20 protein-coding genes, 1 rRNA gene and 2 pseudogenes are annotated in these 25,246 nt (G+C 44.3%); 21 read left to right on the plus strand and 2 right to left on the minus strand.

Annotated elements, in window-relative coordinates:
• Positions 1 to 134: 134 nt before the first annotated feature.
• A pseudogene (locus AC5V8P_RS07790) lies at positions 135 to 2,569 on the minus strand (glycoside hydrolase family 94 protein).
• Between the two features lie 219 nt (positions 2,570 to 2,788).
• Here AC5V8P_RS07790 and AC5V8P_RS07795 point away from each other — a divergent pair.
• Positions 2,789 to 3,523 carry a thioesterase II family protein gene (locus AC5V8P_RS07795; protein WP_064797007.1) on the plus strand — a complete coding sequence of 245 codons (735 nt, stop codon included), beginning with the start codon at positions 2,789 to 2,791 and terminating at the stop codon, positions 3,521 to 3,523.
• Between the two features lie 16 nt (positions 3,524 to 3,539).
• A complete protein-coding gene (locus AC5V8P_RS07800; RefSeq protein ID WP_063212942.1) occupies positions 3,540 to 4,397 on the plus strand; it encodes a sugar phosphate isomerase/epimerase family protein in 858 nt (285 codons plus the stop codon).
• Positions 4,398 to 4,483: 86 nt separating this feature from the next.
• On the opposite strand, the gene AC5V8P_RS07805 is transcribed toward AC5V8P_RS07800, so the two are convergent.
• Positions 4,484 to 4,852 carry a DUF423 domain-containing protein gene (locus AC5V8P_RS07805; protein ID WP_064797006.1) on the minus strand — a complete coding sequence of 123 codons (369 nt, stop codon included), beginning with the start codon at positions 4,850 to 4,852 and terminating at the stop codon, positions 4,484 to 4,486.
• 277 nt (positions 4,853 to 5,129) lie between these two features.
• Here AC5V8P_RS07805 and AC5V8P_RS07810 point away from each other — a divergent pair, with 277 nt between their 5' ends.
• The 19 genes and pseudogenes from AC5V8P_RS07810 to AC5V8P_RS07900 form a co-directional block, all read left to right on the plus strand.
• Positions 5,130 to 8,117: a glycoside hydrolase family 48 protein gene (locus AC5V8P_RS07810; RefSeq protein ID WP_064797024.1), complete on the plus strand. Its 2,988-nt coding sequence runs from the start codon at positions 5,130 to 5,132 to the stop codon at positions 8,115 to 8,117.
• 136 nt (positions 8,118 to 8,253) lie between these two features.
• Positions 8,254 to 8,757, plus strand: a complete 504-nt coding sequence (locus AC5V8P_RS07815) for a ferritin (protein WP_063212945.1) — start codon at positions 8,254 to 8,256, stop codon at positions 8,755 to 8,757.
• A 292-nt stretch (positions 8,758 to 9,049) separates the two neighbouring features.
• Entirely contained in the window at positions 9,050 to 9,598 is a 549-nt protein-coding gene (locus tag AC5V8P_RS07820; RefSeq protein WP_064797005.1) for a GNAT family N-acetyltransferase, read from the plus strand.
• A gap of 249 nt (positions 9,599 to 9,847) precedes the next feature.
• Positions 9,848 to 11,875: pseudogene (locus AC5V8P_RS07825) on the plus strand (S9 family peptidase).
• 195 nt (positions 11,876 to 12,070) lie between these two features.
• Positions 12,071 to 13,174: a DNA alkylation repair protein gene (locus AC5V8P_RS07830; RefSeq protein WP_064797004.1), complete on the plus strand. Its 1,104-nt coding sequence runs from the start codon at positions 12,071 to 12,073 to the stop codon at positions 13,172 to 13,174.
• A gap of 177 nt (positions 13,175 to 13,351) precedes the next feature.
• Positions 13,352 to 14,941 (plus strand): acetate--CoA ligase, encoded by a 1,590-nt coding sequence (locus tag AC5V8P_RS07835; RefSeq protein WP_064797003.1) that lies wholly within the window; start codon positions 13,352 to 13,354, stop codon positions 14,939 to 14,941.
• Between the two features lie 47 nt (positions 14,942 to 14,988).
• Complete coding sequence (locus AC5V8P_RS07840; RefSeq protein ID WP_064797023.1) at positions 14,989 to 16,221, plus strand: aminopeptidase; 1,233 nt, start codon at positions 14,989 to 14,991, stop codon at positions 16,219 to 16,221.
• 234 nt (positions 16,222 to 16,455) lie between these two features.
• Positions 16,456 to 17,040 carry a TetR/AcrR family transcriptional regulator gene (locus tag AC5V8P_RS07845; protein ID WP_064797002.1) on the plus strand — a complete coding sequence of 195 codons (585 nt, stop codon included), beginning with the start codon at positions 16,456 to 16,458 and terminating at the stop codon, positions 17,038 to 17,040.
• Positions 17,041 to 17,065: 25 nt separating this feature from the next.
• A complete protein-coding gene (locus AC5V8P_RS07850) occupies positions 17,066 to 17,692 on the plus strand; it encodes an HXXEE domain-containing protein (RefSeq protein ID WP_064797001.1) in 627 nt (208 codons plus the stop codon).
• 120 nt (positions 17,693 to 17,812) lie between these two features.
• Positions 17,813 to 18,601 carry a DUF4309 domain-containing protein gene (locus AC5V8P_RS07855; RefSeq protein WP_064797000.1) on the plus strand — a complete coding sequence of 263 codons (789 nt, stop codon included), beginning with the start codon at positions 17,813 to 17,815 and terminating at the stop codon, positions 18,599 to 18,601.
• A gap of 145 nt (positions 18,602 to 18,746) precedes the next feature.
• Positions 18,747 to 19,274 (plus strand): TetR/AcrR family transcriptional regulator, encoded by a 528-nt coding sequence (locus AC5V8P_RS07860; RefSeq protein WP_063210997.1) that lies wholly within the window; start codon positions 18,747 to 18,749, stop codon positions 19,272 to 19,274.
• A 200-nt stretch (positions 19,275 to 19,474) separates the two neighbouring features.
• Positions 19,475 to 20,065 (plus strand): sulfurtransferase TusA family protein, encoded by a 591-nt coding sequence (locus AC5V8P_RS07865; RefSeq protein WP_064796999.1) that lies wholly within the window; start codon positions 19,475 to 19,477, stop codon positions 20,063 to 20,065.
• Positions 20,062 to 20,577: a DsrE/DsrF/DrsH-like family protein gene (locus tag AC5V8P_RS07870; protein ID WP_063210993.1), complete on the plus strand. Its 516-nt coding sequence runs from the start codon at positions 20,062 to 20,064 to the stop codon at positions 20,575 to 20,577. Before AC5V8P_RS07865 ends, AC5V8P_RS07870 begins: the two co-directional genes overlap by 4 nt.
• 78 nt (positions 20,578 to 20,655) lie before the next feature.
• Complete coding sequence (locus tag AC5V8P_RS07875; RefSeq protein ID WP_064796998.1) at positions 20,656 to 20,922, plus strand: metal-sensitive transcriptional regulator; 267 nt, start codon at positions 20,656 to 20,658, stop codon at positions 20,920 to 20,922.
• A gap of 97 nt (positions 20,923 to 21,019) precedes the next feature.
• The gene (locus AC5V8P_RS07880) at positions 21,020 to 21,451 is read left to right on the plus strand and encodes an Rrf2 family transcriptional regulator (protein WP_064796997.1); all 432 of its coding nucleotides are present in this window, start codon (positions 21,020 to 21,022) and stop codon (positions 21,449 to 21,451) included.
• A 236-nt stretch (positions 21,452 to 21,687) separates the two neighbouring features.
• On the plus strand, positions 21,688 to 22,590 hold the full coding sequence (locus tag AC5V8P_RS07885) for an alpha/beta hydrolase (RefSeq protein ID WP_231116854.1): 903 nt from the start codon (positions 21,688 to 21,690) through the stop codon (positions 22,588 to 22,590).
• Between the two features lie 154 nt (positions 22,591 to 22,744).
• Positions 22,745 to 23,458, plus strand: coding sequence for a YetF domain-containing protein (locus AC5V8P_RS07890; RefSeq protein ID WP_064796996.1), 714 nt, complete (start codon positions 22,745 to 22,747; stop codon positions 23,456 to 23,458).
• A gap of 148 nt (positions 23,459 to 23,606) precedes the next feature.
• Entirely contained in the window at positions 23,607 to 24,767 is a 1,161-nt protein-coding gene (locus tag AC5V8P_RS07895; RefSeq protein WP_064796995.1) for a trans-sulfuration enzyme family protein, read from the plus strand.
• 419 nt (positions 24,768 to 25,186) lie between these two features.
• A 16S ribosomal RNA gene (locus tag AC5V8P_RS07900) occupies positions 25,187 to 25,246 on the plus strand; the annotation flags it as partial.

Raw genomic sequence — 25,246 nt, forward strand, 5'->3', positions numbered from 1 at the left:
TGTAATCCATAGATTGAGTAAGCCGTTTTGTCTTGTTCATGATGTCACCACACTTAATGTATCATTAGCCATTCTCGTATTATAAGATACTATGTGATGAAGTTGAAGCTAATTTTTTTAAGGGTATGAACTCGTTAGCCCAGCAGCACTTTTACCTGGTGAATAGTTCCATCTCCTGCAACCGGTAGAATATTGTTTGTTAGAGCAGTGCCATTTACGGTAACGGCAACTACACCTTTAGAGACATGTTGCGGGTTCGCAATATGAATCACATAGGTGTCGCCACGGAAGACGCGGGTGATCGTGAATTCGTCCCAAGATTTGGGGATACACGGATCAATACGCAGACCATCCCATTCCGGCTGAATACCGAGAATGGATTGAGTAATAGCCATAAAATTCCAGGCCGCAGTACCTGTTAGCCAGGAATTTTTAGCTTCGCCTTCACGAATGGCGTCCTTGCCCGCAATCATTTGAGCATACACATATGGCTCGGTACGATGAATGTCGCTGATGTCCTCCAGATAGGCGGAGCAATTTTGCTATATAGCTCGAAAGCGCGATCCCCGCGCCCTATGACAGCTTCGGCCATCATAATCCAGGGGTTATTGTGACAGAAAATCCCCGCATTTTCCTTATATCCAGGAGGATAGGAGGAGATTTCACCCAGATTTATATAGTAGCGGGAATAAGGCGGATTCTGTAGTACAATGCCGTAGGGAGTTTCCAGCCGATCACGTGTAGAGTCGAGAGCCTTCTCAGCGAGACCTTCTTCAACGCCGATTCCTGCCATTACACAGAAGCCTTGGGGCTCTATGAAAATTTGACCTTCCTCACAATCCTTGCTCCCTATTTTGTGTCCATAATGGTCGTACGCACGTAAGAACCATTCCCCATCAAACCCATGCTCTAATGTGGCTGTTCGCATACGATCCACGTGTGCTTGCGCTACGGCTGCATCTTCATTTAAACCTCTGCGCTTACAAAGCTCAATAAAATCTGGTCCAGTATATACAAATAGTCCGGCGATGAACACAGATTCGGCTATTCGACCCTCCAAATTCTGTGTTGTCTGATAGGGCTCATCTGGTGTAGCAGAGAAACAGTTGAGATTCAGACAGTCGTTCCAGTCAGCCCGGCCAATGAGTGGAAGACCATGCGGACCGAGATTGTCTACAACATGATAAAAAGAACGATTCAGATGTTCAAACAGCGAAGCGGCACGATCCATATCCCCGTCAAAGGGAACCTGTTCGTCCAGTATGCCAAAGTCTCCGGTTTCTTTGATATACGCTGAGGTACCGACAATAAGCCATAGCGGATCATCGTTAAAGCCACCGCCAACCTCGTGGTTTCCTTTCTTGGTTAACGGTTGGTACTGATGATATGCTCCGCCGTTTTCAAACTGAGTAGAAGCAATGTCGATAATCCGTTCCCTTGCCCGCTCCGGTATTTGGTGGACGAAGCCGAGTAGGTCTTGATTTGAATCCCGGAAGCCCATGCCACGTCCAATACCAGATTCAAAATACGAAGCCGAACGTGACATATTGAATGTAACCATACATTGATACGGGTTCCAGATGTTCACCATTCGGTTCAGCTTGTCGTCGTGACTTTGAAGAGTGAACTTAGACAGTAGATCATTCCAATAGCTTCGCAGTTCATTCAACGCATGTTCCACATCAGGTTCATTCGCAAATTGCGCGATCATGGCATGAGCCTGTTTTTTGTTAATAATACCGGGGGACTCCCATTTTTCTTCTTCTGGGTTTTCCACGTAACCGAGTACAAAGTTACAGCTTGTTTCTTCGCCCGGCTCCAGTGTAATCTCAATGCAATGTGATCCGATAGGGGACCAGCCGCTGGCTATTGAGTTAGATGCTTGCCCTGCGGTGATGGTTTGGGGCTGATCCAGTCCGTTGTAGAGACCCAGAAAAGCTTCACGGTCTGTATCATAGCCTGCCAGCGGACGATTCACAGAGAAAAAAGCATAGTGATTACGGCGTTCACGGTATTCTGTTTTGTGATAAATAACAGAGTCCTGTATTTCAACCTCTCCCGTATTTAAGTTACGCTGAAAATTGGTCATATCGTCATAGGCATTCCACAGGCAAAATTCGACGAATGAAAAAAGTTTGATCTTTTTAGTTTGTAATGATGTGTTCTGAAGCTTGACCTGGTGGACCTCGCCGTCGAAGGAAAGGGGCACAAAAGCTAGTTGCGTAGCCCGAATACCTCTGCGTTCACCCATAATTGTGGTATAGCCAAGTCCATGACGACATTCATATTGCTCTAGCTCCCTTTTAACCGGCATCCAGCCCGGAGTCCAATAATCTCCATCATCATAAATATAAAAATAGCGACCGCCGTTATCGACTGGAATATTGTTGTACCGGTAACGTGTTAAGCGACGTAGGCGAGCATCTCGATAGAATGCATAGCCGCCGCCTGTATTGGAAATCAGTCCAAAAAACCGTTCATTACCTAAATAATTAATCCAGGGATAAGGGGTTTGAGGGGTGGTGATAACATATTCTTGATTGGCATCATCGAAGAAACCGTACTTCATGCGCAGACTCCTCTCGAATTGAAAATAAATGACCCAACACATGATTATATTCAAACATACAGCAGTTCTTCCTTAAGAAAGACATTTCCTGCCTTATGCAAAATGTGCTTTAATTCGTTAACCTCCTTTTAGAATTTGCAAAATATTTAAAATGGGTAAATATACCTTTCCGTGTTAAGATAAAAAAGTTAGGACTATGTAAGGCAGGAGGTTGCAAAAATGGCACCCATCACATTATTTTTCATCCCGTATGCAGGCGGATCGGCATCAGTTAGCTTCAAATGGAAAAAGCTGCTGCTTCCGCATATTAAACTTGTCCCTTTGGAATTAGCGGGCCGAGGTATTCGTTCTGGTGAACCGCTAAAGGATAGTATTGAGGAGATGAGCGAGGATCTGCTGCGCCAAATCAGCCAAGAGTTAGTCCCTGGTGATCCTTATGCTATATACGGTCACAGCATGGGAACAATGATTGCATTTGAGTTGTACTACAAGTTGTTGGCTGGAGGATATGGGGAGCCGGCTCATCTATTTGTTTCGGGTGGACGGGCACCACATATCCCAAGAAATCTCCCGTGGTTACATGATCTGCCCGCAGATCAGTTTAGAACGCATTTGCGACGGTACGGCCAGCTTTCAGAAGCCATTTTTGATAATCAGGAATTGTATGACTATTTTATGCCAGTATTAAGAGCAGATTTTAAAGCTGTTGAGATGTATAAGTACATGGATAAAGCCGCGCCTTTACATTGCCCTATCACCGCTTTGACAGGACTGACCGACAATACGGTGGCCTTACAAGATGCGGAGGCCTGGGCACAACATACGGATCAGCAATTTCAAGTGTTTACCTTTGAGGGAGGACACTTTTTTATTCATGATGAAGTAGAACGAATTACAAATATCATCAATGAGTCCTTGGAGCTGAGTGCGGTGACTAGCAGAATACAAAACTAAAAAGAGGTGATTTTTAGTGACAGTAGGTGTATTGGCACATTTGTTTGGCAAGTTGCCTTATCGGGAATTGGCTGCAAAGGTAGGGGCAGCGGGCTTTACTCATGTTCAGCTCGCTCCGTGGAGAGCAATCAGTGATGTCGATTTTAATAAACCTGGCAAGTTCAATCCCGGATTGGCATTGTCTATCGCAGAGGAATTTCGTAAGCACGGAGTATCGATATCGGTACTCGGGTGCTATCTGCATTTTTTTGTACAGGATGAGGAATTGTTACGTGAAAATGTAGAACGCTTCAAAGAGCTGATCCGATATGCGGGCCTGTTAGGAGCACCCATGGTTGCAGCTGAAGTCGGACGCAATGAGGATGGCGCCCCTTATTCGGAACGAGACTGGAGAGTTGTAAAAGAAGTTGTGCGAGAATTAGCAGACGAGGCAGAGAAATGGGGAGTGTTCGTAGGATTGGAAGCTGCTAACGATCATTTGGTCGGCACAGCAGCAGAGCTGGCTACCTTTCTGGAGGAAGTACCGTCTTCACACATTGGCGTTGTGATTGATCCGGGTAATTTATTAAAAACAGAAAACTTGGCTCGACAGGATGAGATCATCCGCGAAGCTTTTCAGCTACTGGGACCTCGGATTATCGCAGCACATGCCAAAGACCGGCGTTTGTCATCATCAGGAGAGATCGAGACAGTGCCGCCGGGCTTTGGTGACATGAACTATGGTCTATATATGGAACTGCTGGAGCAGTACAAGCCAGGGGTCCATATTATTATGGAAGCTGCGCAGGAACACGAGATGGCTCAATCCAAACGCTATATCGAAGGTCACAGGCTCGCGGCTCAAAAAGCACAGCAAGTGCCAACGAAATCATAAATTCTTTCAGACCCATCAATAATTCGGCAATGATTCAGGAGACTTGGAAGCGCCTACTTTTTCAAGTCTCCGATCTTAAATCTTGTTTAGCCTTGCATTACCGCCACAATCACAATGACCCAGCTTGCCAAAAAAGCCAGTCCGCCAACTGGAGTGATGGCTCCAAGCTTTTTCACACCAGACACACTAAGAACATACAGACTGCCGGAAAACAGGAGAATGCCCACCAACATAACCCAACCTGCGGTCACAATAAGAGAAGAATGAACCAGGTTGCCTGCAAGTACTCCCAGCAGCAACAAACCCAAACCATGGGCAATTTGATATTGAATTCCTGTCTGGAATATGCTCATCATGTCTGTGGAAAGTCTTTTTTTCAACGCATGCGCCCCGAACGCTCCCAGAGCTACAGCTAAAAACATCATGATACAACCAAGCAACAGTAATACTTTCATGATTTAACGCCTCCCTTGTGAAATAGTACCGATTCCTCTCGATTTCGTCAATTTACCTTACGCAACTCTAAACATATAGAATTTTTCGACTCTCATTTGGCGACTAGTGTGGTATATTCTTGCCAGGGCCAATGTGAAGCATTTGGAGCTACGGACAGCGTGTCCTCCACCTTTATAACGGGAAAGTGAGGTGATGGCGCTGTCTTTTTGTGCTGTCGTTTTTCGGAATCAAATTTTGAGTAAGCCAAAATTGATAATGGAGAGGATGACAGCAAAGATGACCAGTAAAAAATCTGTATTCAGAAAATCTGTCTCTATAGTCATGTCAGCCATTTTGGTCCTTCCGTTAAGCTTGGGCTTATTTCAGGCCCAACCTGACCGTGCATCAGCTGCAACCCCTGAATCGACACGCTTTCTGCAAATGTATAAACAACTGAAAGACCCAGCTAGCGGTTACTTTTCAAAAGAAGGTATCCCTTATCATTCCGTTGAAACCCTGATGAGTGAGGCTCCTGACTATGGACACTTAACGACCTCGGAAGCATACAGCTACTGGATGTGGCTGGAAGTTCTCTATGGTCATTATACCGGGGATTGGGGTCATTTGGAATCGGCATGGGACAACATGGAGAAATATATCATCCCGGTCAATGAAGGTGACAGCAAGGAAGAGCAGCCTACAATGAATAACTATAACCCGAACAGCCCTGCCACTTATGCCGCAGAATATCCGCAGCCTGATCAATATCCAAGCCGTCTGAGTGGTCAATATGGCGCCGGCAAGGACCCACTGGACGCTGAACTGAAGGCAACTTATGGCAACAACCAGACCTACCTGATGCATTGGCTGCTGGATGTAGACAATTGGTATGGTTTTGGCAATTTGCTGAATCCGTCGCATACAGCGACCTATGTGAACACTTTTCAGCGTGGGGAACAGGAATCGGTCTGGGAGGCCGTACCGCATCCATCGCAGGATAATCATAAGTTTGGCAAGCCTAATGAAGGCTTTATGAGCCTGTTCACCAAGGAAAATAATGCTCCTGCACAGCAATGGCGCTACACGAATGCCACGGATGCGGACGCACGGGCGATTCAGGCGATGTACTGGGCAAAAGAACTGGGGTATGACAACCAGGTATATTTGGACAAAGCGAAAAAGATGGGAGACTTCTTGCGTTACGGCATGTACGATAAATACTTTCAAAAAGCAGGAAGCGCTTCCAATGGAAGCCCGATTGCTGGTACAGGCAAGGATGCCAGTCTGTATCTAATGGCTTGGTATACGTCTTGGGGCGGCGGACTGGGCCAAAATGGAAACTGGGCTTGGCGGATTGGTGCCAGCCATGCGCATCAGGGTTACCAGAACGTCGTTGCATCATATGCATTATCCGATAAGGACAGCGGCTTGATCCCAAATTCACCTACGGCAGGGCAGGACTGGGCGACTTCGCTCAAGCGCCAATTGGAATTTTATACTTGGCTGCAATCTGATGAGGGGGCCATTGCAGGTGGGGCAACGAATAGCTGGGATGGCGCCTACAAGGCGTATCCGTCTGGTACGAGCACCTTTTATGGCATGGCGTACACAGGGGCTCCTGTATATCAAGATCCGCCGTCCAACAACTGGTTTGGGATGCAGGCTTGGCCTGTCGAGCGGATTGCGGAGCTGTACTATATTTTAGCCAAGAAAGGTGACACTTCGTCTGAGCAGTTTAAAATGGCAAAACAAGTGACAGAAAACTGGATCGCGTGGTCTAAAAACTATGTATTTGTCAACGAACGGCCAGTAGCTGACGCACAGGGATACTATTTGGATGCACAAGGCAAGCGTATTTTGGGTGGTAAAAATCCGAAGGTAGCCACTACAGCAGCTAAAGGTGAGTTCTGGCTGCCGAGCAATCTGGAATGGAGCGGCAAGCCTGAAACCTGGAGTGGATTTGCCAAGCATAAAGGGAATGCCAATCTTCATGTAGTAACAAAGAGTCCGGGACAAGATGCAGGAGTGCTGGGCAGTTATGTAAAAGTGCTGACCTTCTTCGCTGCCGGAACAAAAGCTGAAAAAGGGGACTACACCGAGTTAGGCAAGGAAGCCAAAGATCTGTCCAAAGCCTTGCTTGATGCAGCATGGGGCTATAACGACGGCATAGGGATTACAACGAAGGAAGCACGTGAGGAATATTATCGTTATTTTACTAAAGAAGTATATATTCCGAGCGGATGGAGTGGTAAGACTGGGCAAGGCAACACGATCCCAGGCACAGATGCTACACCGTCTGATCCGTCCAAGGGCGGTAACGGTACGTACTCCAGCTATAGCGACATCCGCCCTAATATCACCAAAGATCCGCAGTGGTCCTATCTTAAAGACAAATACACGACTTCATGGAACAAACAGACCAAGAAATGGGATAAAGGTGCACCAGAATTTACGTATCACCGTTTCTGGTCCCAAGTAGATATGGCGACCGCTTATGCAGAATATGACCGTCTCATTAACGGCAATGGACCAGCTGAGCCTACAGCTCCCAAAGCTCCGGCAAATGTGAAGGCAAGTGCAGGAGATGCACATGTTACACTAACCTGGAGCAAAGCGACGGGTGCTGACAGCTATACGGTTAAACGCTCCACAACCAGTGGTGGCCCATATACAACGGTAGCAACGGTAACTGACGCCACTTACAAGGATACAGGGGTAGTGAATGAAACCACTTATTATTATGTAACAAGTGCAACAAATTCTTTGGGAACGAGTCCAGATTCTGCTGAAGTCAGTGCCAAGCCAACAGCAGCGCCCATTCCGGCAAAGGGAGAGGTGGTTGCTCAATACCGTGTGGGCGATACCAACCCGGCAGATAACCAGATTCGACCACTCTTCCGTATCGTAAACAAAGGTAAAGAGGCCATTGATCTGAAAAACGTCAAGCTGAGATACTACTTTACTGTAGACGGCGATAAAGCGCAGGAGTTCTACTGTGATTATGCGCAATTAGGCAGCGGCAACGTTCAGGGACGTTTTGTGAAACTGGATAAGGCCGTGAATGGGGCAGACTACTATCTGGAAATTTCCTTTGGGGCTGGTGCGGGAAGTCTGGCAGCAGGGGAAAACACAGGGGATATTCAGATTCGCATGAATAAGGTGGATTGGAGCAATTATAATGAAAGTGACGATTTTTCCTATGATGCAAGTAAGACTTCTTATACGGATTGGGACAAAGCACCTTTGTATATAAACGACAAACGTGTCTGGGGTCTGGAGCCATGATTGTGAACTAAATATTGAGCACGGCGGGCGGAGCGTGAGTATGCTTGAATTCACTTCCGTCCGTTTTTTTGTGATCAAATTCATGGTACACTATGATCGTTACATCATTACATATCTGACCGAGGTGACCTGAGACATGAATGACAATTTGGCACAGGCTCTGAATGAGCAAATGAACTTTGAATTTTACTCTGCTCATGTATATCTGGCGATGGCTGCTTATTGCTCCAGTGAAAGTCTGGAGGGGTTTGCAAACTTCTTCCTGGTACAAGCGGAGGAGGAACGGTTTCATGCCATGAAACTGTATAAATACATTAATGACCGTCGAGGACGCGCCACATTGGCAGCATTACCGGAGCCCAAAAATAGCTATGATTCCATGCTGGACGTTTTTGAGCATGGATACAAGCATGAGCAGCAAAACACACAAAAATTTTATCATTTGGCTGACCTGGCCCTCGATGCGCGTGAGCATGCAACGATTCATTTCCTGAAATGGTTTATTGATGAGCAAGTCGAGGAAGAAGCTCTGTTCGATAGTGTTATCCAAAAGCTTAAGCGCATTGAAAGAGACAGCAATGCCTTTTATATGCTGGACAGCGAGTTTGCCAAACGCAGCTTTGTTGCCCCTGCTGAATAACACAGCATACAGGTTGCGCATAAATGCCCAGAGACAGAAGACAGCATTCTTTGGGTCTACAAAGTAAAGAAGCCCGATTTTCGGGCTTTTTTACGTTCTTTTTAATTCATGGAGTTTCTAAGCCTCACAGGGAGATTGTTATTTTAAATGAAGGTATAGAAAAAATTAATTTGTCGCTGAATGGTGAGCATGCTACAGTTAGGTTAACTTTTATATCTTATTAAATAGATAGGATTACTTGAAAAGTCGTTTATGTACATTATTACAACACTATAGGGAGGCGGAGGACTATATGAGCGAAATCTATCGTCTGGCACGGCAAGAGGACGCAGAAAGATTGCAGTATGTAACGTATGAGGCATATGAAACAATTCGGCAGTTGGAGCTTAAATGGCCTGCCGCTCAGGCAGACGTTGCTCTCATTCAAGAAAACATTAAAAATAATGATTGCTATGTGCTGGAAGTCGATGGTGTCATCCAGGCTACGGTTAGCCATCTGAAAAATAGAGCCCTTAATTTTATAACTGATCTTCCGTTTGTGATGTGGTTTGCCGTAGACCCAGCTGCCCAGGGCAAAGGATATGGGAAAAAACTGCTGAACTGGGTAGAGCAAACGATTATTCGTGATCAGGCCGGAGCTCCTGCAGTGACACTGGCGACTGCGGAAAAACATCCCTATTTATTATCCATGTACGAGCGTTGGGGATATGAACGTATCCATGCTTTTGACCATGGAACGGGGGATGGGACCATGCATTTACTGCGTAAAGTAGTGAATCCTGAGCTTTTCTCCACGTACATCCGTGAAAAAAATGAAGCCGAGACGGCTAACCGAAATTAGACCCGATCACTGGGAACGGAAAGCTGATTCGTTTGTCTGAATGGCTTGTATGACCTTCTCTCATGGAAGCAGCCGCAGCAGCGGTGCTTTCGGGTCCATAGCGACTGAGAGAGGGTCTTTGAGTTTTGGATAAATTGACAGAGATACATAAAAAGAGTAACGTAAATTGTATGTTTAATTCATATAAATTTAATCGGAATAATGGAATGTGAAGTTGTACAAATTTGTTCATATTAAGGAGGAATTTACTTGAGCAACTCGCAATCTGGCACGACCAAACGCCGTATAACAGCCGAGGATTTATATCGACTTCACTGGGTTAGCGATCCCGCTGTTCATCCTACGAGTGGCGAAATCGCTTACGTAGAGCAGTGTATTAATAAAGAGCGGACAGATTATAACTCGGCTATTTGGCTGTTGCCATTCAAAGGTGAAGCTCCGATACCCCTTACATACGGGCCAAAAGATGAAACGCCTGTCTGGTCACCGGATGGATCACAACTTGCTTTTCTCCGTACGACAGACAACAAGCGTCAGGTATGGATTATTCCAGCACGTGGGGGGGAGGCTAGGCAACTTACACATGTAAAGAGCAACGTTCATTCATTAGCCTGGTCGCCAGACGGAGCATACATATCGTTTGTAGCTAAAACAGCCGAGAATCCGTCAGTTTCTACATCCAATGCAGAAAATCAGGAGGAACAACTTAAGGGACGAATCGTTGGTCGGACAAAAGCTAAATCCGACGGTTATGGGCTGTGGGATGATACTCGTGACCACTTGTATGTAACTGACGTGACTTCGGGCCACACGATTCAACTGACGTCAGGCGCTTATGATGTAGCGGAGCCAGTCTGGTCACCGAATGGCCAACTGATTTTATTTGTCGCTAGAATAGCGGAGCATTCCAAAGAGGATACGGATTTACGTATGGAAAATGATTTGTTTACGATAGCTCCTGCGACTTCTAATGGCAATGCGGTAGCGCCGTTTAAGCTGACCCACTCTGAGTTTCAAATCGAGAGTGCCGCTTTCTCCCCCGATGGTACAATGATTGCCTTTTATGGTCATGATCGTCATGCCAAAGACGCTACTCAGACTCGACTGTATACGGTTTCCTCGAGTGGCGGGGCGGCAGTATGTATTAGTGAGACGCTTGACGCTCACCTCGGGAATGCGGGTATGAGCGACATGCGTTCACATCTTCATGTAGGCCCACCACGCTTCAGCGCGGACGGTCAATCTCTGTATACGCTGGTGACCATTGAAGGAAATGTGCACGTATATCAGTTTGCACTTGATGGAACTTATAAAATTTTAACCCAAGGTGAACGGGAAATTTACCAATTTGTGCTTACTTCAGATGAGCAGCATATCATTGCTGCTTCGACAGATGTCGCTTTACCAGGTGATTTGTTCCGGATTGCAATTCATTCAGAAACCGAGGAACGACTGACACGAGTCAATGATTCTCTGCTTGATGAGATTGAGATCAGTGTGCCTGAGAGCTTCTGGACTGAGGTTGAGGATGGCCGGCGCGTGCAGGGGTGGGTGATGAAGCCTGCTGGTTTTAAGGAGGGGGTAACTTACCCTGCCATTTTGGAAATTCACGGCGGTCCCCATGCGATGTATTCCAATTCCTTTTTTCATGAGTTTTAGTTGCTGGCCGCACAGGGATATGCAGTCATCTACACGAATCCGGGAGGAAGCCGAGGGTACGGGCAATCTTTTACCAATGTTGTCCTTGGAGATTACGGCGGGCGTGACTACACCGATCTACTGAGCGCAGTGGACGAGGCTATACGCCAATTCCCATTCATTGATCCGGAAAGAATCGGTGTCACAGGAGGCAGTTATGGTGGCTTCATGACAAATTGGATTGTCGGACATACAGACCGTTTTCGCGCAGCTGTGACCCAGCGCTCCATATCTAACTGGCTGTCGATGTATGGGGTGAGTGACATAGGATACTCGTTTACTGAAGATGAAGTCGGCGGGAGTCCGTGGGATGATTTCGAGCTTTTGTGGAGACAATCCCCGCTGGCTTATGTACAGCAAATCAATACACCGCTGCTCATATTGCATGGAGAGCAGGATCTACGTTGCCCTATTGAGCAGGGAGAGCAGCTGTTCACGGCATTGCGCCGTTTAGGGAAGCCCACCCAGTTTGTCCGTTTCCCAGCTTCGAGTCACGAGCTTTCACGAAAAGGACACCCACAGCTTCGTGTGGAACGACTGCAACGTATTTCCGACTGGTTTGTCCAACATAAGATATAAATCTCATTCGATTTGTCGTGTTTTCGAAAAAATGTCAATTCCTAATCCTAGGACTTGGCATTTTTTAATGTGTCTTATACATTCTCTTAACCTCATTTAATACTGGTACTGGGTCACGATATACGGTTATCATAGATGAAGATAATATTCATTTATCGCTTTTTGCGCATATTCATATACCAAAGGAGATATACAATGGCTGAGCCTTTAAAAAATATGTACACGGAGGAATTCCTACGTCTATTCGGTGAAAAAGTACAGGCTGCGTACAGCCCGTTCGACATCGACGGATTTATCCATCAAGTGATGGATAAAAAATGGGATGAGTTGGAGCTAAAAGAGCGAATACGGCGTATTTCGTCAACATTAGGAGTGTTTTTGCCCAGTAGCTATGAAGAAGCTCTCTGTATTTTATTTGCAATAGATGAGCACTGTAGCGGGTTTCCGTACTTGTTTTTCCCCGATTTTGTAGAGGTATATGGGCAGGGAGAAGAGCATTGGGATCTGTCCATGACTGCACTGGAACGCTTTACATCAAAATCCTCTGCGGAGTTCGCCGTGAGGCCCTTTCTCCTGCGAGAACCAGAACGGATGATGCGGCAGATGACAACCTGGGCAGGACACTCCAGTGAACACGTCCGCCGTCTTGCCAGCGAAGGCTGTCGTCCACGGCTGCCATGGGGACAAGCACTGCCTGTCTTCAAACGTGATCCCGCTCCGGTATTAGCCGTATTGGAATTACTGAAAGCTGATCCATCATTGTATGTACGTAAAAGTGTGGCTAACAACTTGAACGATATTGCCAAGGATCATTCGGATCTCGTCATCGCGACGGCTCAGCGATGGAAAGGTGTACATCCTGACACCGACTGGATTGTCCGCCATGGCTGTCGGTCCCTGATTCGCAAATCCATCCCTGAAGTGATGGCCATGTTCGGCTATGCAGATGATACGGATGGAGTGCCGCTGGTTGCAGCAGTCTCTTTCACCACAGACCCTGTCGTGTTAAAAATCGGTGATCACTGTGAACTAAGCTATGTGCTTCAGCTTCGAGAAGGTGAGCCTGTACGCGTCCGTATCGAGTATGGTATCGACTTTGTAAAGGCGAGAGGACAAGTCTCGCGTAAACTGTTTTTGCTTTCTGACAAAACCGTTTCCGGAGGAACCCGTCTGACGGGAACACGAACACACCGGTTTGCAGACCTGACAACTCGTCGTCACTATGCAGGAGCGCATCGAATCGTGCTGCTCGTAAACGGGCAGGAAGCGGCTTCTACAATAGTAGACATTGAGTTGTAGATTGCGATAGTAGTAATAGAAGGAGCCTATATTCAGGCTCTTTCTTTTTGTCATTTGCTTTACAATTTTTATTTTTTTCCAAAAAAATTGATTCTGGTATTAGAACCTGGTACTAAGACGTGTTATACTACATGAAGAAAGTTGTTCTCATCTTATGTATAAAGGGGAAGGTATAACTTGACAGAACAGCAACAATGGCTTGCGCCTGAATATTACAATATGACTTCGGAAATGGAACACCATGAGGCTGATAAGACAGCGCTCAAGTGGTTAAGTGAGACAGGGGAATACGAAGAAATCACCTACGGAGAGCTGTTGAAAAAGGCAAATCGGCTAGCTGGAGGACTTGCAAGTCTGGGATTTAACAAAGGTGACAGAGTTCTGGTCGTAGTACCACGGCGTATTATTGCCTATGTCATTTACCTCGCCTGCTTGAAGCTGGGGCTTGCGGTCATTCCATCTTCAGAAATGCTGCGGGCCAAGGATATTGTATATCGGCTTCGCCATTCGGAAGCGCGCGCAGTCATCGCCTGGACCGACGTAACAAGTGAAGTAGACAAAATCAGCGATGATTTGCCTGCTTTGGATTATCGCATTGTAGTCCCTGGGGACCGCACAGTAGGTGCGCAAGGCTGGCTCGTGCTGGATGAGCTGATGGAGGGACAGGAAGATATTTTTGAAGCTGTGAAGACACACCGTGATGACATGGCCATTCTGGCCTATACTTCGGGCACCACAGGCAATCCTAAAGGTGTTGTACACAGCCATGGCTGGGGATATGCCCATCTGCGGATAACATCACCATGGTTAGATATTCAGGCTTCAGACATCGTATGGGCTACAGCCGCACCTGGCTGGCAAAAATGGATTTGGAGTCCATTTTTATCGGTGCTGGGAAATGGAGCGACCGGATTCGTATATAATGGTCCGTTTCGTCCGGGGCGCTATTTGCAGTTGCTGCAGCAATATGGAGTTCAAGTGTTGTGCTGTACACCGACGGAATATCGGATTATGGCAAAAACGGCTGGTTTGGATCAATATGATCTATCCCGATTGCGAAGTGCTGTTTCTGCGGGAGAACCGCTCAATCAGGAGGTTATTAACAAGTTTCAGGAGCAATTCAACATTACGATTCGCGACGGCTACGGTCAAACAGAGAGTACATTAATTATTGGTAATCTAAGAGACGTACCTCTGCGCACAGGTTCGATGGGCAAATCCATTGCACCGGGACTTGTTGAGGTCGTAGACGAGGATGGTATTCCGCTGGCTCCAGGGCAAGTGGGCGATATTGCAGTGCGTGCTGATCTGCCGGCATTGTTTCATACGTACTATCATGATCCAGAGCGCAAATTAGCGAGTGTACATGGAGATTATTTTGTAACGGGCGACCGAGCGCGAAAGGATGAGGATGGATATTTCTGGTTTGAAGGACGCGGTGATGATATCATTATCAGTTCTGGCTATACCATTGGCCCTTTTGAAGTAGAAGAAGCGTTGATGAAGCATGATTCTGTGCAGGAATGTGCAGCGGTAGCCAGTCCGGATGAAGTCCGTGGACATGTTGTAAAAGCCTACATCGTACTCAAAGCCGGAATAGAAGGATCACCAGAGCTAGTGAAGGAACTGCAACATCATGTGAAAACATGGACGGCACCTTACAAATATCCACGAAAAATAGAGTTTATTGAAGAACTTCCTAAAACCAGCTCAGGCAAAATACGAAGAGTGGAGCTGCGTGAACTGGAGAAACAATCCGTACTGTAGTGATGAAACCATTTAATATAATCAAAACGGAACAGGAGCGTGGAAAAATGAGTACATTTGAATCATTGTTGGAGCAATATGCAGAACTGGTCGTAAGAGTAGGAGTCAACATTCAGCCTGGACAGGCGTTATTGGTAACTGCACCACTGGAAACTGTCGAGTTTACACGCCTGATTGTCAGCAAAGCCTATGAAGCAGGCGCTAAATATGTACAGGTAGAGTTTGAGGACGATTCCATTACACGCAGTCGTTTTGAGCATGGTGACGAAGCCAGCTTTGATTACTACCCTGCTTGGAAGGCAGAAATGATGGAGAAATTCGCCGAAGAGGGTGGAGCCACATTAACGATTAAAGTGCCGAACCCGGATTTATATCAAGGTATTGATCCACAAAAAGTTTCTCGTGCGACCAAAGCGGCAGCTACGGCGAGAGAAGGCTTTTCCAAATATACCCGCAATCACAAAATTAGCTGGTGTTTGATTAAAGCTCCGACGAAAGCCTGGGCCGATAAAGTGTTTGCGGATGTAGCAGAAGAAGACCGCATTCGTGTTATGTGGGATACGATTTTCCAAATGAATCGTGTAGACGGCTCTGATCCCATTCAGAATTGGCAAAATCATTTGAAAAATCTTGAACAGGTACAAGATAAGCTGAACCATAAAAAATATAAAAGCCTGCACTATCGTGCGCCCGGAACAGATTTGAGAATTGAGTTGGCTGACGGACATATTTGGCGCAGTGGTGGTGGTGAAAACGGGCGCGAAGATTATTTTGTCGCGAATATGCCGACAGAAGAAGTATTCACGATGCCTAAGCGTACAGGTGTCAATGGTCACATCACAAGTACCATGCCGCTTAATTTAAATGGGCAACTAGTCGATCGCATTACGTTTACCTTTAAGGACGGTAAGGTTACCGAATATACAGCAGAATCCGGTGAGCAGCATCTCACTCATTTGCTCGCTACAGATGAAGGAGCCAGCTACCTGGGGGAAGTTGCCTTGGTGCCGCATGATTCACCGATTTCTAATCTCAACCGCATCTTTTATAATACAGGTATCGACGAAAATGCTTCTTGCCACCTGGCTTTAGGCAGTGCGTATCCATTTAACATAGAAAATGGGACACAAATGAACCGGGAGGAACTACTCCAGAACGGTGCCAATGTCAGCCTGACTCATGTTGACTTCATGATCGGATCAGCTGAGCTGGATATTGACGGTGAACTGCAAGACGGAAGCAAAGAGGCTGTGTTCCGCAAAGGAAATTGGGCTATTTAGTTTTGCCTTTTCTTAATCTCTATTCAATCAACCCGCAAACGATCTGATTCGTTTGCGGGTTTTTTTAGCCTAATTTTCATATCTTTACTTGTTTTGTGAAATGTAAAGTGCTAGGATAAGTTCAAACAATAATTTAAACAACGTTTTAAATATGGTTTGAATTTTTGTTTGTTTTGCTTAAGTGGCCCGTTTCATTTGTCCGTTAGGATTAAACTAAATAGGAGGAGGAAAAAGATGAGTCACCCAGACAAAAAACAACAGACCAAAGAAAAAATTCTACAGTCTACGCTGGAATTTATTCAAAAGGAAGGTTTCGAGGCGGTTACAATCAGAAAAATTGCTGATCTGTCTGGCACTAATATTTCTCTAGTTAATTATTATTTTGGCTCCAAGGAAAATTTGCTCAGTGAAGCTATTGAAGTGATCCTCCACAGCTTTCAGCACACATTTTCTGTTTTGGACAATACAGCGATGCCCCCGCGAGATAGACTGAAACAATTTTTACTTAACTATTTACAGGTCATTCGCCAATATCCAGAACTTCTGTCACGAATTATTGTGATGGGCAGCACACCCTTTACATCTCAACAGGAATACGGAAGATTTTTAAACATGATGGGGTTTCCAAAGGTCCAGAACACGATCAAGGAGCTGACAGGTGAGCAACAGCCGGAGCGGTTGTTAGCCATGATGCTGCAAATATTCGGAGCCATTTTTCTGCCTGCACTGATGAGTCCGATTCTTGAATCTGGAGCAGTAGTGGAAGTGCCTACAATAGAAGAACAATTACACCTGTTATTTGAAAGATATTTTGATTAAAAATAATATCTTAGAGGTGAGTGCTATGGATTTTTTGAGAAAATATTGGCAAGATGCAGGGGGCATTATCGGTGTGTCTCTATGTATTGTTTTACTTATGAATCCAGCCATCTTCTCGGATCTATCAGGAATACTGTGGTTAAGCTTTGTGGCTATTTTATTTCACCAATTTGAAGAATACCGCTGGCCTGGATATTTTGCGGGTTTATTTAACAATGTTATGTTTAAAAGTGACACACCGGATCATTACCCCTTAAATACTCAATCAGCGATGATCATCAATGTGGCCATTGCCTATGTATTTTATCTGCTCCCCGTATGGTTCCCGCAAGTAGTCTGGCTTGGGCTCGCACCAATTTTTATGGGATTCTTCCAGGTCGTCTGGCACGGTATTGTTGTCAATCTCAAAGCAAAAACGGTATATAACCCTGGTTTGTGTACGGCACTTCTCCTGCATGTCCCTATAGGAATCTGGTATATCCATGAAATTTCAAAACGAGACATCCCTACGAGAATAGATTGGATTACAGGCACAATCTACTTTATTTTTGCTGTTTACATTTTCATCATTAAAGGGAATATATGGTTGAAGAAGACTGGCTCTCCTTACTCCTTTTCTAAACAACAGTTGGGAGTCTATGATCGGAAATAGCGTACGTTATAAAAATACAAATGCTCTTGTTTACAAGTTAGATACAAGTTGAGGTATTCTGGAAACGAGGTTCAGTTACACTTGGTTTGTACCCAAGAACAAGGAAAGAGTGATTTTATAATGAAACCTACACATCAATCTCGTAATCGTAAAAAGTTAGCTTGCAAGCTAGTCACCACCAGCGCTTTATTAGCAATAGGTTTGGCTGTAATGGCAGGATGCGGCAATAGCGGAGAAGCAAATTCAACTGCTCCATCCACAGTAAAAACAGCCACACCATCTGCCGGTAATTCAACAGATCAGAACACAGACATCCATACCAACGAGCAAGATACTCACATTAACAAGACGAGTACAGATCTCAGCAAGCCTAGTGCGGATGTGGGAAGTTCTAAGAATACTGGAAAAGAATCTGTTCAAGGTTCAACCTCGACACAGCCTAAACCTGCTAGTAGTACAGCCTCACCTGATAGTAAACACAGCTCTGCCACTGCTATAATGAGCGCAGCCAAGCAGGGAACGTTACCCAATCTGCCAAAAGGTCTTGGCTTGGGAACGAGCAGCGATCTTTTGTTCGAGCTATGGGGGAAATCCGATTCTGGTTCTACAGGTCCTATGAGAAGCTATACCAAATATCATACAGATCTCATACTGGATGGAAGTGATAAAGTCACAGAAATTACTTCTTCCGATCCACAATATAAGAAGTTGCTTATTAAACAAGTTATTAAAGAACTCGGCCAGCCCACAGAAACAATCGACACCTCTAAAGACATATCCGGCACAGCAGAAGCTAGTTATACGATCAACAACACGTCTGATCTTAGTTATTATCTAGTATTTTCCTACCAAACCAAAACGCAAAAGGTCAATTATGTTCGGTTATACTTTAACACGATGACGCCATAATGGAGTGTGCCAAAAGAGTCGTTTCCAGCATGTTTGGGGAGGCGACTTTTTTGGTCCATTGCATTTTTAGAGTTTGACATTTATACTAACTAGTGATTGATTAATCACTACCAGAAAAATGTAATAAATAAAAGGATGAGAATATATGGCTAAAGCTACATCAACATCAATAAATCGCCAAAAGGAAATCATATCTGCTGCTATTGAAGTCTTTGCGGAAATGGGTTACTACCGAGCTACAACAGCCAAAGTTGCGGAACGGGCCAATATTTCTCAGCCCTATGTTTTCCGCTTTTTTGCTACCAAGGAAGCTTTGCTTATTGAAGCGTTAAAGGTTTCATTTGATCGCATCATAGACTCTTTTCAGGGGGTCATTCATTCGGCTTCGTCTGAGCAGTTAGAGCAAGAACTGATTGCAGCCTACTCGCAAATTATGATGGAATATCGCAATGAAATACTTTTACAAATGCAGGCGCAGACGATCCGTGAGGATGTGGTTGTAGGGGTGATGCAGCAGGGGTTTCGTGAAATTCATACGACAGTCTATAATGCTTTCCGGCAGGCAGGTATTGAACAAGCCATGGAAAAAACGATGCTTTTTCTTGCCAGAGGCATGCTTTGTAATATCTCGATGTCGCTAGATCTACCAGAACTGATGAAAATAGACGATTAAATTTATGTACGTAGTAGAGTCGCACTTTTGTGCGGCTTTTTTTGTTCACTTTTATTTTGTATAAGATATGAACTAGTTAGTTTCGGGACGAAAGCGGCCAACGAAGTTGACAAAAGAAGTCAGTCTCGTTATCCTAATACCCATAGGGGTATGTGTATAAGAAAATAAAGCCCCACAAAAAAACAGGCGGAGGTTATACCATGTCTTTAACTAATCAAATCCAAGCAGATCAGATACTTGATTGCAAAGGCCTTGCTTGTCCTATGCCGATTGTAAAAACAAAAAAAGCTATGAATGAGCTACTTGCCGGACAGATTATGGAGGTTCAAGTGACTGACAAGGGTTCGCTAGCTGACTTTCAGAGCTGGGCCAAAGGCACGGGGCATAAATATTTGGGCACTCATCAAGAAGGAGATATCATGCGACATTATATACGCAAGGCAAATCCGGCTGAAGTGAAGGAGGAGCAAGCGTTTTTTTCCACGATAAGCCATGAAGAGCTACAAGCAAAAAGGTCTGCAAAGAAGAACTTCATTTTGCTGGATGTTCGTGAGCCCGCAGAATTTGCACTTAAACATATCCCCGGCTCTAAGCACATTCCTCTTGGAGAATTGGAGAGTAGACTCGCTGAACTGAACCTGGATGAAGAAATTGCAGTGATCTGTCAAGCTGGTTCACGCAGTGAAAGAGCATGTCAGTTATTAGCAGACAAAGGCGCTAAAAACGTCAAATCCGTGCTCCTAGGCATATCTGCATGGACAGGAGAAACAAAGGGGAGCAATTCAATATGAGCACAACAGCAGGAGCATATACAGAGTTTCAAGGGCAAACTCAGTCCAAAACAACGATTGTATTGTTTAGTGGGGAGCTGGATAAGGCGATTGCTGCATTCATTATTGCGAATGGGGCGGCGGCATACGATCATGAAGTAACTATTTTCTTTACATTTTGGGGGCTCAATATATTGCGTAAGGATGAACTCGTGCGTACCCATAAGGGATTGCTCGAAAAAGCCTTTGGCTGGCTCATGCCTCGTGGACCTCAAAAGCTTGCGCTTTCCAAAATGAATTTTGCAGGACTGGGGCCACAGATGATCAAGCAAGTCATGAAAAAGCATAATGCGCTCTCCCTTCCGGAGCTTATAGAGCTGGCCCGAGAGCAGGGGATCAAGCTCGTCGCCTGTACTATGACCATGGATCTGCTAGGACTACAACAAGAAGAACTAATAGACGGAGTGGAATATGCTGGCGTAGCTGCCTACTTGGGAGATGCGTCGCAGGGAAAGGTGAATCTATTTATTTAGGGTATTCTATTTATTTTTTTGGTTTATAATATACCTATACGTGTATATGGTAAGTCAAAAAAAGGAGTGCATTGCTTTATGGATTACAATTACAGTGATGAACTAAAAACCCGCCTGAGAAGGATTGAGGGACAGGTGCGTGGGGTGCTTCGCTTAATGGATGAGGGAAAATCATGCAAAGATGTAGTCAGCCAGCTATCAGCTGTGCGCAATGCATCAGATAAGGCAATCGCCCAAATTGTAGCGGAAAATCTGCAACGTTGTATATTGGAAGAGCAAGAAGCTGGAGGAGATACCGATAAGCTGGTTCAAGAAGCGATTCAGCTGCTAGTTAAAAGTAGATAATCGTGTAATGTAGTTGAAAATAACATCTTGCGCAATTAATGATGTTGACAAATGAGTTCCGTTGTAAATATAATATTTACAACGGAAGGTGATATTAATGCAAATTAGCAGCCGATTTTCAATTGCAGTTCATATGCTGTCCCTTATACATGTACGTGCTGATTATCTGACTTCTGAGCAAATTGCCCATAGCGTGAATACAAACCCGGTGATTATACGGCAAATTACCCGACTACTTAAAAAATCTGGATTAATGGACGTGCGCAGAGGGACTGGTGGTTCGTATCTATTAAAAGACCCGGTGGCAATTTCTTTATATGACGTGTATAAAGCAGTAGAGGTAGTAGAGGATGATCAACTGTTTAATACCCATGCCAATCCCAATCCGAATTGTTGGGTTGGAGCCAATATTAATCAGGTACTGGAGCTTATATTAATGAAGGCTCAAAATGCCATGGAAAGTATATTGCGAAATGTTTCAATACAAGAAATTATAGAACTTATTATCCAAAAAAATAATGCTTCTTAAATATAGGAAGCATTATTTTTTTAAGATTGATGTAATAATTATTATTACATCAATACTCTAAATCTATATTTTTTTTGAATTGGTTGTAAGTAACTTTATTACATTAATTCTGTTATAACTTTTTATAAATAAATGCTAAAGAATATGACAGGAGGTGAGAAAAATGTGACTTTAAAATGATGCAACATAAAACTATGTCTCTAAAAAAGTATTTTAATGGGAGGATTTGGACCGTGATGATGAATAGAACAGTTGAAGAAGAAATCCAGGAGCTACATTGGGAAGAGGATGTGAACTCTTACATACAATTGATTCCAAACATAGAGTTCTCTAATGTGGAGGGTAATTCCTTAAAATTAAATCTGTTAGTATACAGAGACCCTATGGACGCGTTATTCAACAGAGTGGGAAATCAGGAGAAATACCCCTTGATTATTTATTTACAGGGTTGTGGGTGGGGGTGGTCCAAACAGAATACCTTTGCTTTTGTGCCACAGCTGTCCGAATTTTCCAAAATGGGATATGTTGTTGCAAGTGTGGAGTATAGAACCAGCGACAACGCTATATTCCCAGCTCAAATTCAAGATGTAAAAGCTGCTATACGCTTCCTGAAGGCTAATGCGTCTTTATATAATATCAATCCGGAAAGAGTAGGCGTGTGGGGAGATTCATCTGGTGCTCATCTAGCATTGCTGGCGGGGTTAACAGAAGGAAATGAGGAGTTAGCAGGAGACAGGGAATATCCGAATGAGTCGAGTACTATTCAAGCGGTTGTAGATTGGTTTGGTCCAACGGACTTACTGACTATGAGTCAGTATCCATCCATTTTTGATCACGATTCACCACATTCTCCAGAGTCCAAGCTAGTGGGAGGAGCTATTCAGGAGAATAAAGATAAAGCAAGAATAGCTAGTCCTATGCAATATATTCGTCCAGAAGCACCACCAACTTTAATTATGCATGGAGATCGGGATGACGTGGTTCCCTTTGAACAAAGCATGGAGTTTTACAAAGCACTTAAGCAAGCAGGTAATGATGTCATTCTGTACAAAATTAAGGGAGCTGGACATATTGCCTTTACCCAGCCCCATATATTAGACCTGGTTAAAAAGTTTTTTGATCAACATCTGAAAGACTAATTCTATAATACCGTGATTAAAAAAGTTCGCTGCCTCTAGTTGGTGGCGGGCTTTTTTTCTGACAACTTTAGGAATGATATATGCCTCTGTTTATACAGAAGTAGACAGGTGTAAATAACCCATAAAAATATAATTTTTTTCGGAGGGCATAGGTATGGAGGTATTTGTCACGATTGGGGTCAAATTGATCATCAGCTTTTTTGGATTATGGATCATTACTTTTATTACGGGTCGGAAAACACTCAGTCAGTTAACACCACTCGATTTTCTGACATCATTGGTATTAAGCGAAATTGTGGGAAATACGTTATATGACGATGAGGTGACCATTTGGCAACTTTTGTTTGCTTTAGCGTTATGGTGCGCACTGGCCTATTTTTTCGAAAAGGCGACGACCCATTTTGTGAAATTTGGATATATGGCCGAAGGTCGAACAGTGCTGCTTGTGGACAAGGGCCAGGTTAATCAAGAAATGCTGGAGAAATATGATATAGAATTTACACAGCTACTCTCCATGCTACGTCAGCAAAATATTTTTTCTCTGCGTGAGGTCTGGTACGCCACGTTAGAGACGAACGGCTCATTATCAGTCATGCGTAAACCCGAATACGAGCCACCCGCCGCTCAGGATATGGGAATAGAAGCACAGCCTGACCTTTTTTCGGTTACTGTCATTGATAAGGGAAGATTGCTGGATGAATCTATGCGTGGAAAAACGATAGATGTAGAACTGATAAAAGCAAAGGCGCAAGAGCAGGGATATGATAGCATCGACGAGATAGCCTATGCAGAGCTTAGTGAGGATGGAACGCTCCATGTAGTGCCGATGAAAGAGAATACACACCAAAAAAGAGGCGGAGCTATATAAAGAAATGATCATCTCCTTATATTTTGTCCGAATTTCGCAAATTAACCACCACAGGTCCAAGGGAGTGTGATTTATAGAATATTTGAGCCCCGGATTGAGGAGACTACCTCTATGGGTTTGGATTTTTTTCAGAAAGTGGTGATTAGGTTTGAATTTCTCGGATGAACGGCTCATCTGTCTTGGATTTGAAGATAAACTGGGATATTTCGCCAAGTCTGCTGCTCCTCCTATATATGAGACTGCTCCATTTTTCTTTGATACCTACGAAGATTATGCTGAAGCAGCTAATCATGAAAAGGAGCATTATGTCTATTCGAGAGGAACTAATCCTACCGTTCGGATTGCAGAACAAATGATTGCCGCGTTAGAAGGTGGGGAGGACTGCAAGTGCTTTGCCTCCGGAATGGCTGCTGTCAGTGCCGCTCTAATGTGTAGCTTATCCGCTGGGGATCATCTGATTCTGGTCGGACATATATATGAAACTTCCGTCAGCTTAGCCAAATATTTAACGAAGTTTGATATAAACTATACGATTGTGCATTCGACTTCTACGGAAGCAGTTGCTAATGCCATCCAACCGAAGACCCGTGCTATTCTTATGGAGTCTCCTACTTCATTTACATTTGATGTGGTAAATATTCAGGAAGTAGCATCGCTCTCCAAAGCGAAGGGTATTCGCACAATCATCGATAATTCATGGGCTACACCCCTTTTCCAAAAACCATTAGAATGGGGAGTTGATATTGTCGTACATTCCGCATCTAAGTACTTAGGAGGCCATAATGATTTAATTGCAGGGGCAGTAATCGCTTCTAAGGAGATAATAAAGCGTATGTATGCTGAAGAATATGAGTTGATTGGCGGCTCGTTAGCCCCTTTTGAAGCCTGGCTACTCATTCGGGGACTAAGAACACTCCCGCTCCGTATGGAAGCTCATCAAAGGAATGCTCTGCAGGTTGCCCGTTTTTTATCAGATCATTCGGCCATTTCCAAAGTGAATCATCCTGGACTTCCTTCTCACCCACAGCATGAGCTGGCATGTAGACAGCTTAAAGGATTTGCCGGATTATTCAGTTTTGAATTAAAAGATTCGGGTTATGAGGATATATGCAGAGTGATTAATAAACTGCGGCTGATTCGGATCGGTGTATCGTGGGGGGCTATGGAGAGCCAGATAATCTCACCGAACTACGGATTCAATAAGCAGAGTTTAAAAAAACAGCACATGCCCGAATCGCTAATCCGCTTGGCTGTGGGGCATGAGCCTGCTGGACTTTTGATAGAGGATCTAGCTACTGCTTTAAGCTAAGCGAACATTTCAGGATTTTATCTAAAAAAGCAAAAGAAACAGCATTATCTAAAGAGCTACTGCTTTTATGAGTTATGACGTTTATACCCTAACTTTGCACTATAATATAGAAGATAAGCGCGAGTTTTGGTTGTTATAGATAAATCATCATGTGTAGACGTGGTTTAATAGAAACTACACCGTGTAGAAGCAGAGTTGAAAAAGAAAATATTAACTGGTATATATTACAACTTGCCTGATAGGTACACACGTGATAAATTATATATCCAGCCAGTTAAACGGCTGTTGAATTGATCTTTGAAAACTGAACAACGAGTGAGTAAATTGATTTTGTTCGCAAAATCAAACATGAGATATTTTATCTCGTCAGTTTCAAAATGAGCTAATCGCTCTTTCAATAAACCAACTTCGGTTGGTCTTTAATGGAGAGTTTGATCCTGGCTCAGGACGAACGCTGGCGGCGTGCCTAATACATGCAA

The sequence above is a fragment of the Paenibacillus sp. N119s genome, from assembly GCF_059447605.1.